Here is a 13,797-nt window from a genome sequence, read left to right as displayed (position 1 = left end):
GCCGCTCTCGCGGTTCTGCCGGTTCAACCATCGAGAGAGGACTACACGGATATGTATCGCAGCACCTCTGCAGTTCTTGCCGGCCTGTTGCTGGCCTTCAGCGCCGCGCCCGCGTTCGCCGCCCACGAGCCCCGCGAAACACCGCGCATCATCGGCGGTGAGGCCGCCCAGCCCGGGCAGTACCCGTTCATGGTCAGCATTCAGCGCCTGTCGCTGGGGGACAGTGACCACGGCCGCCACTGGTGTGGGGCCACGCTCATTTCGCCGTCCTGGGTACTGACCGCCTCGCACTGCGTGCAGGGCGACCGCCCGGCGGCCCTGGCCGTGCTCGGCGGCGTCACTACGTTGTCCAGCGAACCTTCGGCGCGCGCTTCCAACATCAAGGCCATCCACGTGCACCCGGCCTACAACAGCGGCAATTCGCTGGAACACGACGTGGCGCTGATCCAGCTGAGCGCGCCGCTGGCCGATGCGCAGCCGGTCAACCTGCGGCTGCGGCCGGATGCCAGCTACCTCAAGCCGGGCCGTGACTTCACCGTCATCGGCTGGGGCGATACCGACATCAGCGAAGACCGCCGCTACCCCACCCGGCTGCAGACGGTGCAGGTGCCATTCGTCCCGTTTGCCGAGTGCCAGCAGGCCTATGGCGGCGAGTTGTCGCGCGGCAAGGTCATCTGCGCCGGGCGTGAAGGCATGGACAGTTGCCAGGGCGATTCCGGTGGACCGCTGCTGCTGCGCCTGCGCGAGGGCTGGACCCAGTTCGGCGTGGTCAGCTGGGGCGAGGGCTGTGCGCTGGCCGGCTACCCCGGCGTTTATGCCCGAATCGCCGAAAAACATGCCGTAGATTTCATTGAAGCGGTCTGGCAGAGGGATTGATTCAATAAAATCAAATATTTAACTCATGTTACATGACGTATTGCCTTAACTTCGGCAGGCGCGTAGCATCGCCGCCAACCGGCCTTTGGGCCGGAGATGTGCCACCACTGTCCACCGGACTCGCGCCGGTTTGAAGAGCCTGCGATCCCCGTGATCCGGGCTCTTTTTTTGTGCACGGGGTCAGATCCCTTCTGCCGCAGGCACACGGGATCTGCCCCCTTTACTGGCGGCAAGGGTTGCCGCTGTCACCTTGCAGGCCGCAAGATGCGGGCCGGTACGGGGAGTCCGATGGCATGAGCGTGGCAGTGCGAGGAAGGTCTGCGCGTGGTTGGGGGCTGGCAGCCATGGTGCTGCTGGCAATGGCCGCGTGCCGCCAATCCGGCAGCGACCCGGCCAAGCCCGCAGCCGAACCGGTGGCGGCGGTGCAGGCCATGGCCCAGCGCCTGGTCGAGGATGACCTGGTCGGCTACGCGCGCCTGTCGGTGCCGCCGAGCCAGTACCAACGGCTGCAGCAGGCCTGGACCGACGGTCACAGCCAGTGGCCGCTGGGCGAACTGCCGCTGGGCGACCAGATGCTGCCGATGCTGGCCGCGCTGCGTGAGCCGCAGGCCGCCACCCAGCTGCAGCGCAGCTTCGACCGCCAACTGGCCGGCCAGGCCAGCGCGGTGCGCCAGGCGGCGCAGTCGATGGGCAACTTCGGCGTGCAGTACCTCCGCCACCAGAAGGGCTATACCTCCAGCCAGCAGACGCATTACATCGCCCTGGTGGAAACCCTGGCCGGCTGGGCGCAGGGTGCGCCGATCAGCGACCGGGCCCGCGCCCGCAGCAGCATTGCCGCGCTGGTCGAGGCCGCCGCCAAGGTCGGCTTCGACAACGAGGACGGCCTGCGTGCGGCCGGCATGGAAGGCAGCCTGCAGCAGCTGGCGCCGTTCCTGCACACGCTCAAGGCGGTGCTGGCCAGCTATGGGTTGGGGGTGGACGATGCCCTGCGCAGCCTGCGCGGGGAACTGCTCTCGGTGGAAGGCGACAACGCCCTGGTCCGCATGGAGTACGACCTGGCCGGGCGCACCCTGCAGCTGCAGCTGCCGTTGAGCCGGCGCGAAGGCCACTGGTACCTCACCCGCACCCTGGCCGACACCGATGCCCTGCTGCGGAAGGCCGACGCGGCCCGCGCGGCTGCCGCGCCGGAGCCCGAAGAGACCTCCGCCACCGGCGGGGAAGCGGCAACCACGCCGCCTAAGCCATAATGGCGCCGATGTCGAAACAGAACCCGCTGCCGTTCCCCGGCGAAGAACCCCAGCAGACGCCCGCCGATCCGGCCGCGGCGTCTCCCTCGACCGGCACCGGCCCCAACCCGGTGCCGCCGCCCGTGCACGCCCGTCCCGCCGGCCGCCGCCCCCTGTGGGCGCGCCTGCTGGGCCGCCTGGTCGAGCCGTGGCTGGCCCTGAAGATCGAGCCGGAAGACCCGGGCCAGTACAACGACGGCCGCCCGGTCGTGTACGTGCTGGAAGACTACGGCCTGTCCAACGCGCTGATCCTGGACAAGGCCTGCCGCCAGGCCGGCCTGCCCTCGCCGTTGGTGCCGCTGGCCGGTGACCCGACCGGCCGCAAGCGCGCCTACCTGGCGCTGTCGCGGCGCAGCTCCAGCAACTCGCTCATCCCCGAGCAGCGCGGCGCCAAGACCCACTCCGATTCGCTGGCCAAGGTCCTGCAGGCGCACCGCGTGCGCGATGACCTGGATGTGCACCTGGTGCCGGTGTCGATCTTCGTCGGCCGCGCGCCGGACAAGCAGAGCGGCTGGTTCGCCGTGCTGTTCTCGGAAAACTGGGCGCTGGTCGGCCGCTTCCGCCGCTTGTTGGGCCTGCTGCTGAACGGGCGCAGCACCATCGTGCGCTTCGCCCCGCCGATCTCGCTGCGCAGCACCGTGGACGAGGGCCTGGAGCCCGAGCGCACCGTGCGCAAGCTGCAGCGCGTGCTGCGTACCCATTTCCGCCGCATCCGTGAATCGGTCATCGGCCCCGACCTGTCCACCCGCCGCCTGCTGGTGGACCAGGTGCTGGCCGCCGAACCGGTGCGCGAGGCGATTGCCGCCCAGGCCAAACGCGACAACTCCAAGCCGTCCGATGCCTGGAAGAAGGCCCACGCCTACGCCTGGGAAATCGCCGCCGACTATTCCAGCCCGGTAGTGCGCTCGGCCAGCTTCATGCTCAGCCACGTGTGGAACCGCATCTACGCCGGCGTGCTGGTGCACCACCTGGACAAGTTCAAGGCCGCCGCGCCGGGCCACGAAGTGGTGTACGTGCCCAGCCACCGCAGCCACATGGACTACCTGCTGCTGTCCTACCTGCTGTACGACCGTGGCATCGTGCCGCCGCACATCGTGGCTGGCATCAACCTGAACCTGCCGGTGGTCGGCACCCTGCTGCGCAAGGGCGGCGCGTTCTTCATACGCCGCTCGATCCGCGGCAACGCGCTGTACTCGGCCGTGCTCAGCGAATACGTCGCGCAGCTGGTGGCCGGTGGCTATTCCATCGAGTACTTCGTCGAAGGTGGCCGTTCGCGCACCGGGCGCCTGCTGCAGCCCAAGGGCGGCATGATCTCGATGACCCTGCGCGCGTTCCTGCGCCAGCCGCGCAAGCCGGTGCTGTTCCAGCCCATCTACATCGGCTACGAGAAGCTGATGGAAGGCGGCAGCTATCTGGACGAACTGTCCGGGCGGCCCAAGGAGAAGGAATCGATCTGGCAGCTGCTGTGGGGCATCCCCAAGGTGCTCAAGCAGAACTACGGCCAGGTGGTGGTGAACTTCGGCGAACCCATCGCCCTCAACGACGTGCTGGCCGAAAAGGCACCGGAGTGGAAGGGTGAGGCCGTGCCGGAGGATGAGAAGCCGTCGTGGCTGTCGACCACCGTCGATACCCTGGCCGACCGCATCCAGGTGCGCATCAATGGCGCCGCCGACGTCAACCCGATCAACCTGCTGGCGCTGGCGCTGCTGTCCACGCCCAAGCATGCGATGGGCGAGGCCGACCTGATCGCGCAGATCGAGCTGTGCAAGACCCTGCTGGAAGAGATGCCGTATTCGGGCCGGGTAACCGTGACCCCGCACTCGCCGGAGCGGATCATCGCCCACGCCGAGGAAATCAACGTCCTCACCCGCATCAAGCACCCGCTGGGCGATGTGCTCAGCGTCAGTGGCGATACCGCGGTGCTGCTCAGCTACTTCCGCAACAACGTGGTGCACCTGTTCACCGCGTCGTCGTGGGTGGCCTGCTGCTTCCAGAACAACCGCCGCATGAGCCGTACCGGTCTGGTCCGCCTGGGCCGCACCGTGTACCCGTTCCTGCAGGCCGAGCTGTTCCTGCCATGGAACGAGGACGAGTTCGCCCAGCGCATCGAGCAGACCATTGATGTGTTCATCCGCGAAGGCCTGCTGCAGCAGGTCAACGACGATGACGGCGGCATGCTGACCCGCAACACCGGGCAGACCGACGAAGTGTTCCGCCTGCGCGCCATCGGCCATTCGCTGCAGCAGGCGTTCGAGCGGTACTACATCGCCATTTCGGTGCTGGTGAAGAACGGCCCGGGCACGCTGGGCGCGGCTGAACTGGAAAGCCTGTGCCAGCAGGCCGCGCAGCGCCTGAGCCTGCTGTACGCGCCGGCTGCGCCGGAGTTCTTCGACAAGTCGCTGTTCCGTGGCTTCATCCAGAAGCTGCGCGAGCTGCGCCTGGTGTGGCCGGACGAAAACAGCAAGCTGGTGTTCGACGACCGCCTGGACAGCTGGGCCAAGGATGCCAAGTTCATCCTCGGCCGCGAACTGCGCCACACCATCGAGCGCGTCAGCCCGGAAGCGGCGCGCCCCGACGAGCCGACGCCGCAGGCATGAGGGTAGCGCCGGGCCATGCCCGGCGAATGGGAACCTTGTGGGTAGGTGCGGACCTTGGTCCGCACATCTTCCACCCGTGCCAACCAAGGTTGGCACCTACCAAGGCAGGCGGGAATGGGTAGGTGCGGACCTTGGTCCGCACATCTTCCACCCGTGCCAACCGAGGTTGGCACCTACCCGAACGGCCCATTACGCCGGTTCGTCCGGAATCTGCAGGCTTTCCAGCTTGGCGATGCAGTCCTTCAGCTGCAGCTTGCGACGCTTCAGCCGTTTCGCTTCCAGCTCGTCCTCGCCATTGGCGGCCATCCGGGTGATCTGTTCATCCAGCACGCGGTGCTCGGCGCGCAGGGCGACGAGGCGTTCGACGATCTCGGCGGGGCTGTAGGTATCCACAGCCTCCGAGCATACACAGCGGCGATGACCACTGGGAGAGGGGGCCGCGCGCAGCGGCCGGCGCCGGCCCCAAGCCGGTAGAATGGAGCCCATGAGCGCCGTGATTTCCCTGCCCGATCCCCTGCCGCGTGCGTCGGTCGCGCCACGCGCTGGTGCGCGTGGGGAACAGTCGCGGGCGGAGCAGCCGCTGGCCAGGCGCCTGCGCCGCCAGGTCGGCCAGGCCATTGCCGATTACGGCATGATCGAGGCCGGCGACAAGGTGATGGTCTGCCTGTCCGGTGGCAAGGACAGCTACACCCTGCTGGACATCCTGCTGCAGCTGCAGAAGAAGGCCCCGGTGCCGTTCGAGCTGGTGGCGGTGAACCTGGACCAGAAGCAGCCCGGCTTCCCCGAACACGTGCTGCCGCAGTACCTGGCCAGCCTGGGCGTGGCGTACCAGATCATCGAGCAGGACACCTATTCGGTGGTCAGCCGGGTCATCCCGGAAGGCCGCACGATGTGTTCGCTGTGCTCGCGCCTGCGCCGCGGCGCGCTGTACAACCATGCCGAAAAGCACGGCTTCACCCGCATCGCGCTGGGCCACCACCGCGACGACATGGTGGCCACCTTCTTCATGAACCTGTTCCACCACGCCAAGCTGTCGGGCATGCCGCCGAAACTGCGCAGCGACGACGGCCGCCACGTGGTCATCCGTCCACTGGCCTACGTACGCGAGCGCGACATCGTCGAGTACGCCCAGGCACGTGATTTCCCGATCATCCCGTGCAACCTGTGTGGCAGCCAGGAAAACCTGCAACGCCGCCAGGTCGGGCTGATGCTCCAGCAGTGGGAAAAGGACCATCCCGGCCGCATCGACCAGATCGCCCGGGCCATGGGCCAGATCCATCCTTCGCAGCTGGCTGATGCCAGTCTGTTCGATTTCATGGCGCTGGGCCGTCGCGACGAGGCACCCTTGTCCGATGCCCATGCCTGGCTGGCCGGTTCGCCGGCCGATGCCGACGCAGCACCCGAGACGCCCGCCCTTTAAGGTGGGACGCCCTTCCTCTTCGCCATCCGGAATTCCATGTTCTTTCGCAACCTGACGTTCTTCCGTTTCCCGACCACCACCGATTTCTCCGAAGTGGACACCCTGCTGCCGCACGCCCTGCTCAAGCCGGTCGGTGCGCTGGAAATGAATTCGCGTGGCTTCATCTCGCCCTTCGGCCGCGAGGAGAAGGAACTGCTGTCGCACCGCATCGCCGAACACCTGTGGCTGACTGTGGGCGGCGAGGACAAGATCCTGCCGGCGGCGGTGGTCAACGACCTGCTCGAGCGCAAGCTGGAGGAGATCGAGGAGAAGGAAGGCCGCCGCCCCGGTGGCCGCGAGCGCAAGCGCATGAAGGACGACCTGCTGCATGAGCTGCTGCCGCGCGCCTTTGTGAAGTCCTCGCGCAACGACGCCTTCATCGACCTGCAGCACGGCTACGTTGCGGTGGACACCTCCAGCCGCAAGACCGGCGAGTACTTCATGTCCGACATCCGCGGCCTGCTCGGCAGCTTCCCGGCCATGCCGCTGAACGCCGAAGTCGCACCGCGCTCGATCCTGACCGGCTGGATCGCCGGCGAGCCGCTGCCGACCGGCCTGAGCCTGGGCGAAGAGTGCGAGATGAAGGACCCGGTGGAGGGCGGTGCGGTGGTCAAGTGCCAGCACCAGGAACTGCGCTGCGACGAGATCGACAAGCACCTGGACGCCGGCAAGCAGGTGACCAAGCTGGCGCTGATCTTCGAGGACAACCTGTCCTTCGTGATCGGCGATGACCTGATCGTGCGCAAGCTGAAGTTCCTCGACGGCGCCCTGGACCAGCTGGAGCATGCCGACGAAGACGGCCGCCGCGCCGAGTTCGACGCCCGCTTCGCCCTGCAGAGCGCCGAGATCCGTCGGCTGTTCCTGCTGCTGGAAGAAGCCTTCAAGCTCAGCAAGGCTGACTGAACAGGCACTGCGCGGGCCGCCGGTCATCCAGCGGCCCCGCGCAGCGCTATGCTGGGCACATGAGCCGCCTGCTGCGCCGCCTGATCAGCCCGACCCCGCCCGCCACCGTGCAGCGCGACACCGTCCGCCTGCGCCTGGACGATGCCGAGATCGAGGTGCTGCGCGTGCGCGATCCGCGCGCGCGGCGCATCAAGCTGAGCGTGGACGAACGCGGCGCGCGGCTGACCCTGCCGCCGCGTGCCAGCCTGGTGATGGGCGAGCGTTTCCTCGAACAGCATCGCGACTGGCTGGCGCTGCAGCTGCGCGTCTACCAGGACAACGGCCTGCCGGCACCGTTGCAGCCGGGCGAGGCGGGCCTGCTGCCGCTGCGTGGCGAGCTGCTGCCGGTGCGCTGGCAGGAAGGCCGCTTCGCACGGCTGGAGATCGACGACCACGGTGCCTGCGTGCAGTGGCCGACCCGTGCCGGCGATGCCACCCTGCGCCGCCTGCTGCGTGAGTTCTACGAAGCGCAGACCCGTGCCGATGTCGGCCGCTGGCTGCCGAAGTACCTGCCCGGCCTGCCGCGCGCACCCAGCCGCGTGCGGCTGAAGGTGATGTCATCGCAGTGGGGCTCGCTGGCCCCCGACGGCAGCATGGCGCTGGACCTGGCCCTGGTGCTGGGCAGCCCCGATGCGTTCGAATACGTGCTGGTGCACGAACTCTGCCACCTGATCCAGCCCAACCACTCGCCCGCGTTCTGGAACGAAGTGGAACAACGCTTCCCGGCCTGGCGCGAGCAGCGCGACTACTTCCAGCTGGAAGGCCGGCGCCTGAAGGCCATGCTCCGCCAGCTTCTGTAGAGTCGAGCTTGCTCGACTACCGCGCGCAGCGCGGGGTTTTCAGCCATCGCGACGAGAAGCAGCCGAGCATGGCTCGGCTCTACAAAGAGCGCGCGCCCGATCGTGGTTCGGGTCTACAGCGGGCGGAAGCCTATTGGCTGGCAGCGTCAGGCGGCATCCACCTGCATATCCACGTATTCCGACAGCCCCCGGCAGGCCAGCAGCAGCCTGTCCCTCGCGTCGTCACCCAGGTGCTGGCTGATATCGCCATCCACGCGGACACGCTCGATGGCATGTACCAGCTCCAGCAGGAAGGTCAGCCCTGCATTGGCACGCTGGATGCGGGACAAAGCCACGCATTGCCCCGGCGTCCGCCCCGTGCGCTGCAATGGCTGGCCATCCGCGCCTTCGCTGTGGCCGATGCGCTGCAGGCTGTCCAGCAGCGTGATGCTGTCGGTGGCCGTACTGGCCGAAAGGGTGGTTTCCAGCGGCTGGGCGATCTCATCGGGCAGCTGGTTGGCAGCCCCGCCCAGCGTGGCGAACAGGTAGGGATAGCGATGCGCGCTCATGGCGGTCTCCTGTGCATGTTGGAGAGAGAGCCACCTCGCAGCTGCGGAGGTGGCGGACGATGCGTGGCTCCAATACCGGTGATCTGAAGAAATCCGGCGGGCCGAAGCCCTCCACGCACCGCCCGCCATGGAAACGCAGACGGATTGCCAGCCGGCGTCGCCCATGGTCAATGAGCGACGCCAGCTGACAAGCGTAAACAACCTTCAGATCAGAACGGGATTGGAGTCCCGTGCCACCCGTTGTCGGTGGCTCGACATGATTTGCACGCAGCGCCTGCGTGGCCAATGAGAAAAGTTGGAAAGTTCGAAATGCTTGCAGATCTTCGCGGGCTGCTGCCCATGAATGAACCCGCCCGCAAACGTGCGAATCGCGACATCACGCCGCGCCGCCGAACGCACTGCGTAGAGCCGAGCCCACACTCGGCTGACGCGCGTAGCGCGGGGTTTTCAGTCAGTCCGACGAAAAGCAGTCGAGCATGGCTCGGCTCTACAGGAGCGCGCGCCGCGCGCGACCCGCTTTTGCTCTTCTTTCTTTCTTCCGTGGTGGACACACCGGAAACTGTCCGTGGCCGGGTGGGGTGGGTTGCGCAGGACCGCAGGCGCCATGGATGGCGCCTACGAGCCCCCAATGGGTTTACGGCGTGTCCTGCGCAGCCCACCCCACCCGGCCAAGCCCAGCAACCCGGCGCACCACCACGAGGGGCTCGGCCGTTGGCCGATACCCCCATCAACCCGCGCGCAGCGCCGCCGCTGCCGCCCAGCGTGCCGCGACCCGCGGTGCGGTAATGCACACCGCCTGGTCGGTCACCGTCGTCACCGCCCGCTCCAGCAGCTGGATGTCGGCCTCGTGCTGCCGCGCCACATGCGGATCCTCGAAGAAGATCGCGCGCTGGCAGTGGCCCTCCAGTACCCGGTCGGCAATCTGCGCATCGCCGCCCATCGGGCCGCTCTGGTAGCGCGTCACCCACGGTGTGTCGCTGGGCCAGCCGCGGCTCCAGGCCAACTCGTTCAGGCGCTGGCCGGTGGTGCCGGTCGCCACGCGCTCGGCAAAGCGGGCCAGTACGTCAAAGTGCTCGTCAGCGAAGGCCAGCATCGCCGGCTTCATCGCGTCGTGGGCGATCAGCGCCAGGGTCTGGCCTTCGAAGGCATGCAGGTCGTCGGCACCGGCGTCGGCGCCCAGCCCGGCATGGATGCGTTCGATCTCGACCCAGTCGCGGGCGGTGGCCACGGTCGAAATGAACGGCTTGCCGTGGATCACACATTGCCGCTTCAGTGCTGTCGCCTCGGGAAACACCGACGACGGATCGACCGGATCGATCAGGTAGATCGCGCCATCCAGAGTGCGCTCCGGCCCCATGCCGACCACTTCGGCCACCAGCTTCATCAGGCCGCCCTGGCGTCCGTAGGGATAGCGCTGCAGGCCCGCATAGCCGGCGAGAAAACCGTGCCGTTCGATCGCGTCGTGGGTACGGCCGACGGCATGCAGGGATACGCCCAGCTCGCGCAGGCCCGGTTCGCCGGCGCGCAGCCAGCGGAACAGCGCCGCACGCGGATCATGGTGGTGCAGGCGATTGGCAGCCAGGCCGATGCGCATCGTGGACTCCCTGAGTGTTAGAAGCGGCAGTGTATGTCGCAATTAGTATCACCAGAGCGATTTGCAATTTTCCTCATTGCCGTAGCGGCCCGCGCGGCTAGCGTTGGCGGGTGACCGCTGCCTGGTGCGGTCGTGTGTCCGGCCTGCGGCGTGAGGAATACATCGTGAGTGTCGCTGGTTATCCCGCTGCTGTCGCTGCGAGCCGCCGCTGGCGTGTTGGAGGCGTCCTGCTTGCCCTGCTCGTGGCCCTGCCGGTGCGCGCTGAGGAATGCGCCGGCCCGCTGCGGCTGGTCCATGCCGATACGCCGTCGGCGAACGCTGACCGCGCGGCGGGGCCATCGCATGGCGGCATTGCCGCCGCGCTGGCCGCACTGAAGTCCCTGAAGCCGCCGTTGCAGGTCCAGCCGGTCGACGCGGATGTCCTTGCCGGCGGCCGGCTGCCAGCCGGTACCCAGGCTGTGCTGGGCTGGTCGCGTGAGCAGCTGCCCGCGCAGTGGCCGGCCAGTGCCACCTATCTGGAGGTGCCACAGGTGATCGTGCGCCGTCGCGATGCCCGGCCCATCCTCGACCTTGGCGGGCTGCGCGGGTTGAGTGTGGCCAGCCCTGATCCAGCCCCGCTGGCGCGTCTGCTGGAACGCCAGGCACCGGGCGCACTGCTGATGCCGCCGATGCCACTGGACAATGCCCTGCGCCTGCTGGCGGCCTCGCAGGTGGACGCCGTGGTGGCCAACCTGGTCGACGTCGACCGCCTGCTGCAGCAGGCGCATGGCGATGCGCTGCAGGTCGCAGCGCCCGCCGGCTTCAGCGATACCCTGGTGCTGGCCACGGCCCCGGCCTGCCAGCGCTGGCTGGCCGTGCTCGACCTGCACCTGGCCGCCCTGACCATCCCGCCCGTGGCCCCGGGCCGCGCGGGTGATCCCCTGGCCAGCGCCTCGGCGCGCCTGTGGCTGCGCGGCCTGGCTGCGGCGCTGCTGGCCGTGCTCGGGCTGGGACTGGTGCACGCCCTGGGCTACTGGCGCCTGCATCGGGAAGCACAGCGCCGCCGTGGCCTGCAGCAGCGCCTGCACGAGGTCAGCGCCGGCCTGCCGGCGGTGGTCTACCGCGCGCGGCGCAGCAGCAGCGGTGAGTACAGCGTGCCCTACATCGCCGGCGACGTGCATGCGTTGTTCGGCATGAGCGTGGACACCGCGCGGATCGATCAACGCGTGCTGCTGGCTGCCGTGCATCCGGACGACCGCAGGCCGGTGATGGCCCACGTGGATGCCGCCGCACTGGTACGTGGTCCGATCGATGTCACCTTCCGCTGCCGTGGGCGGATGGGGTGGCGCTGGGTGCGCTCGCATGGCCGCCCGGTGGCCTGCAGTGATGGCGATGCCAGCGGTGTTGAATGGAGCGGCTACTGGATGGACGTGACCGAGATACAGCGGCACGCGCGCGACCTGAATGCCGCGCGGCGCGACGCCGAGCAGGCCGTGGTGGCCAAGGCGCACTTCCTGGCCAGCATGAGCCAGGAGATCGGCGCACCGATGCAGACCCTGGTAGGCAGTCTCGAAGACCTGGGCGGGACCGCGCTGGATGCACACCAGCGGCAGCTGCTGGCCACCCTGGAGGAAGCCGCCATCATGCTGCAGCAGATCCTCGATGAGGTGCTGCACCCGCAGCGGCAGGACGGCGGCATGCCCTCCCGGGCCGAGCCGACCGATCTTGCCGCGCTGCTGGCCGGTGTGCAGCGCCTGCTGGCACCGCTGGCCGCGAGCAAGGCCCTGTATCTGCACTGCGTCCTGGACCCGGCACTGCAGCCGGTGGTGCGGGTCGATGGCCTGCGCCTGCGGCAGATCCTGTTCAACCTTGCCGGCAACGCCCTCAAGTTCACCGCGCACGGCGGGGTGGAACTGCGCCTGCAGGTGCAGCGGCAGACCGCCAGCGGGCAGCATCTGCGGCTGCAGGTGGCCGACACCGGCGTGGGCATCAGCCCGACGCGGCAGCGCGCGGTGTTCGCGCCTTACACCCAGGCCGAGGCCTCGACCACCCGCCGCTTCGGTGGCAGCGGCCTGGGCCTGGCCATCTGCCGCGAGCTGGCAGATGCGCTGGGCGGCGAACTGCATCTGCACAGCATCCCCGGCAAGGGCACCACCGTCAGCCTGGAACTGCACCTGCCCGCGTGCGACGCCCCTCCAGCGTCGGCTGCGCAGGCCGCACAGGCCCCGGCGGAGGCTGGCTCAGTGGGCCAGTAGGCGCACGATGCTGGCGGCGGCGTCGCGGCCCTCGGCCACGGCGGTCACCACCAGATCCGCGCCGCGCACCGCATCGCCACCGGCGAACAGGCGCGGATGGGCGGTCTGGTACGGCAGGCGGTCCTTGCCACCGGCGACGATGCGGCCATTGGACTGGCCTTCCACGCCGTGCTCGGACAGCCATGCCGGCAGCGTCGGCGAGAAGCCGAACGCGATGATCACCACATCCGCTTCCAGCAGCGATTCGCTGCCCTCGATCGGCACCGCGTTCTGGCGGCCATTGGCATCGGGTTCGCCCAGGCGGGTCTCGACCACGGTCACGCCGATCACTTCGTCATCGGCACCGGCTTCGATCGACAGCGGCTGGCGGTTGAACAGGAAGCGCACGCCCTCCTCGCGCGCGTTGGCCACTTCGCGTGCGCTGCCGGGCATGTTGGCCTCGTCGCGGCGGTAGGCGCAGGTCACCTTGGCCGCACCCAGGCGCACGGCGCTGCGCACGCAGTCCATGCCGGTGTCGCCGCCGCCGAGCACGACCACGCGCTTGCCGTTGAGATCGGGCAGGGCGATGGTGTCTTCCCAGCCGGCAATCGGCCGGCCCTTCGGATCATCGCCGCTGACGATGCGGCTGTTCTGCACCAGGAACGGCAGCGCCGGCAGCACGCCCTTCAGGTCCTGGCCGTCCAGGCCACCATCGGTGTAGCGGTAGGCACCGGTGCCGACGAACACCGCATCGTGGCTGTCCAGCAGTTGCTGCACGCTGACATCGCGGCCGATCTCCACGCCCAGGCGGAACTGCACGCCCATGCCCTCCAGCACCTCGCGGCGGCGGTGGATCACGTCCTTGTCCAGCTTGAAGCTGGGAATGCCGAACTGCAGCAGGCCGCCGATCTGTTCGTAGCGGTCGTAGACCACGGCGGTGATGCCTGCGCGCGCCAGGCGGTCCGCGCAGGCCAGGCCGGCCGGGCCGGCACCGATCACCGCCACGCTCTGGCCGGTGGGCTGCACCGCGTCCAGGTCGGGGCGCCAGCCGCTGGCCAGCGCGGTATCGACGATGTACTTCTCCACCGCACCGATGGTCACCGCACCGAATTCCTCCAGCGTGCAGCTGCCTTCGCACAGGCGGTCCTGCGGGCAGACGCGGCCGCACACTTCCGGCAGCGGGTTGGTGCTGTGGCACAGGGTGGCGGCTTCGTGGATGCGGTTTTCCTGCACCAGCTGCAGCCACTGCGGAATGGCGTTGTGCACCGGGCACTTCCAGCTGCAGTACGGATTGCCGCAATCCAGGCAGCGGCCGGCCTGGTACTGGGCGTCTTCCTTGCCGAACTTGCCGTACAGCTCACCCCAGTCGCCGGAGGTGCGCAGTTCGACCGGAATGCGCTGCGGCATGGTCCGGGGCAGATCGAGGAACTGGAATGCTTGCTTGCGGCTCATGGCTGGCTCTGTGGTTTTTTGCGGTTGCCG

The 13,797-nt window shown here is 68.4% G+C and carries 11 protein-coding genes; 7 read left to right on the top strand and 4 right to left on the bottom strand.

Going from position 1 to position 13,797, the window contains the following annotated elements; genetic code table 11:
• Positions 1-51 precede the first annotated feature (51 nt).
• The 3 genes from VER16_RS05440 (at position 52) to plsB (ending at position 4,759) form a co-directional block, all read left to right on the top strand.
• On the top strand, positions 52-876 hold the full coding sequence (locus tag VER16_RS05440; RefSeq protein WP_324806060.1) for a serine protease: 825 nt from the start codon (positions 52-54) through the stop codon (positions 874-876).
• Positions 877-1,169: 293 nt separating this feature from the next.
• Positions 1,170-2,123: a hypothetical protein gene (locus VER16_RS05435; RefSeq protein ID WP_324806058.1), complete on the top strand. Its 954-nt coding sequence runs from the start codon at positions 1,170-1,172 to the stop codon at positions 2,121-2,123.
• Complete coding sequence (plsB, locus tag VER16_RS05430; RefSeq protein WP_324806056.1) at positions 2,123-4,759, top strand: glycerol-3-phosphate 1-O-acyltransferase PlsB; 2,637 nt, start codon at positions 2,123-2,125, stop codon at positions 4,757-4,759. Before VER16_RS05435 ends, plsB begins: the two co-directional genes overlap by 1 nt.
• A gap of 189 nt (positions 4,760-4,948) precedes the next feature.
• On the opposite strand, the gene VER16_RS05425 is transcribed toward plsB, so the two are convergent.
• Positions 4,949-5,152 carry a YdcH family protein gene (locus tag VER16_RS05425; RefSeq protein WP_108763578.1) on the bottom strand — a complete coding sequence of 68 codons (204 nt, stop codon included), beginning with the start codon at positions 5,150-5,152 and terminating at the stop codon, positions 4,949-4,951.
• An 82-nt stretch (positions 5,153-5,234) separates the two neighbouring features.
• Between VER16_RS05425 and ttcA the strand changes: the two genes are divergently transcribed.
• From ttcA to VER16_RS05410, 3 genes are read left to right on the top strand one after another with little or no spacing between them, the layout of a single operon-like run.
• Positions 5,235-6,179, top strand: coding sequence for a tRNA 2-thiocytidine(32) synthetase TtcA (gene ttcA / locus VER16_RS05420; RefSeq protein WP_414716023.1), 945 nt, complete (start codon positions 5,235-5,237; stop codon positions 6,177-6,179).
• Positions 6,180-6,215: 36 nt separating this feature from the next.
• On the top strand, positions 6,216-7,121 hold the full coding sequence (locus VER16_RS05415; RefSeq protein ID WP_005411825.1) for a recombination-associated protein RdgC: 906 nt from the start codon (positions 6,216-6,218) through the stop codon (positions 7,119-7,121).
• Between the two features lie 59 nt (positions 7,122-7,180).
• Positions 7,181-7,960, top strand: a complete 780-nt coding sequence (locus tag VER16_RS05410; protein ID WP_324806051.1) for a SprT family zinc-dependent metalloprotease — start codon at positions 7,181-7,183, stop codon at positions 7,958-7,960.
• 146 nt (positions 7,961-8,106) lie between these two features.
• Here VER16_RS05410 and VER16_RS05405 read toward each other — a convergent pair whose 3' ends face one another.
• Together VER16_RS05405 and VER16_RS05400 are read right to left on the bottom strand one after the other, a co-directional pair.
• Positions 8,107-8,508 carry a hypothetical protein gene (locus VER16_RS05405; protein ID WP_324806049.1) on the bottom strand — a complete coding sequence of 134 codons (402 nt, stop codon included), beginning with the start codon at positions 8,506-8,508 and terminating at the stop codon, positions 8,107-8,109.
• A 727-nt stretch (positions 8,509-9,235) separates the two neighbouring features.
• Entirely contained in the window at positions 9,236-10,102 is an 867-nt protein-coding gene (locus VER16_RS05400) for a methylglyoxal synthase (RefSeq protein ID WP_324806047.1), read from the bottom strand.
• 164 nt (positions 10,103-10,266) lie between these two features.
• Here VER16_RS05400 and VER16_RS05395 point away from each other — a divergent pair, with 164 nt between their 5' ends.
• A complete protein-coding gene (locus tag VER16_RS05395) occupies positions 10,267-12,336 on the top strand; it encodes an ATP-binding protein (protein WP_324806045.1) in 2,070 nt (689 codons plus the stop codon).
• Here the strand turns inward: VER16_RS05395 and VER16_RS05390 are convergent.
• The gene (locus VER16_RS05390; protein WP_324806043.1) at positions 12,322-13,767 is read right to left on the bottom strand and encodes an FAD-dependent oxidoreductase; all 1,446 of its coding nucleotides are present in this window, start codon (positions 13,765-13,767) and stop codon (positions 12,322-12,324) included. The two genes, VER16_RS05395 and VER16_RS05390, sit on opposite strands and share 15 nt — an antisense overlap.
• Positions 13,768-13,797 lie beyond the last annotated feature (30 nt).

Origin of the sequence: Stenotrophomonas sp. (assembly GCF_035634915.1) — a bacterium.
Taxonomy (GTDB): Bacteria; Pseudomonadota; Gammaproteobacteria; order Xanthomonadales; family Xanthomonadaceae; genus Stenotrophomonas.
This window is presented reverse-complemented; position numbering and strand designations above follow the sequence as displayed.

What these genes read in the sequence shown, in the direction of transcription:
- VER16_RS05440 (WP_324806060.1), top strand. Translation starts at nt 52, where the DNA reads ATGTATCGCAGCACCTCTGCAGTTCTTGCCGGCCTGTTGCTGGCCTTC.
- VER16_RS05435 (WP_324806058.1), top strand. Translation starts at nt 1,170, where the DNA reads ATGAGCGTGGCAGTGCGAGGAAGGTCTGCGCGTGGTTGGGGGCTGGCA.
- VER16_RS05410 (WP_324806051.1), top strand. Translation starts at nt 7,181, where the DNA reads ATGAGCCGCCTGCTGCGCCGCCTGATCAGCCCGACCCCGCCCGCCACC.
- VER16_RS05415 (WP_005411825.1), top strand. Translation starts at nt 6,216, where the DNA reads ATGTTCTTTCGCAACCTGACGTTCTTCCGTTTCCCGACCACCACCGAT.
- plsB (WP_324806056.1), top strand. Translation starts at nt 2,123, where the DNA reads ATGGCGCCGATGTCGAAACAGAACCCGCTGCCGTTCCCCGGCGAAGAA.
- ttcA (WP_414716023.1), top strand. Translation starts at nt 5,235, where the DNA reads ATGGAGCCCATGAGCGCCGTGATTTCCCTGCCCGATCCCCTGCCGCGT.
- VER16_RS05405 (WP_324806049.1), bottom strand. Translation starts at nt 8,508, where the DNA reads ATGAGCGCGCATCGCTATCCCTACCTGTTCGCCACGCTGGGCGGGGCT.
- VER16_RS05400 (WP_324806047.1), bottom strand. Translation starts at nt 10,102, where the DNA reads ATGCGCATCGGCCTGGCTGCCAATCGCCTGCACCACCATGATCCGCGT.
- VER16_RS05390 (WP_324806043.1), bottom strand. Translation starts at nt 13,767, where the DNA reads ATGAGCCGCAAGCAAGCATTCCAGTTCCTCGATCTGCCCCGGACCATG.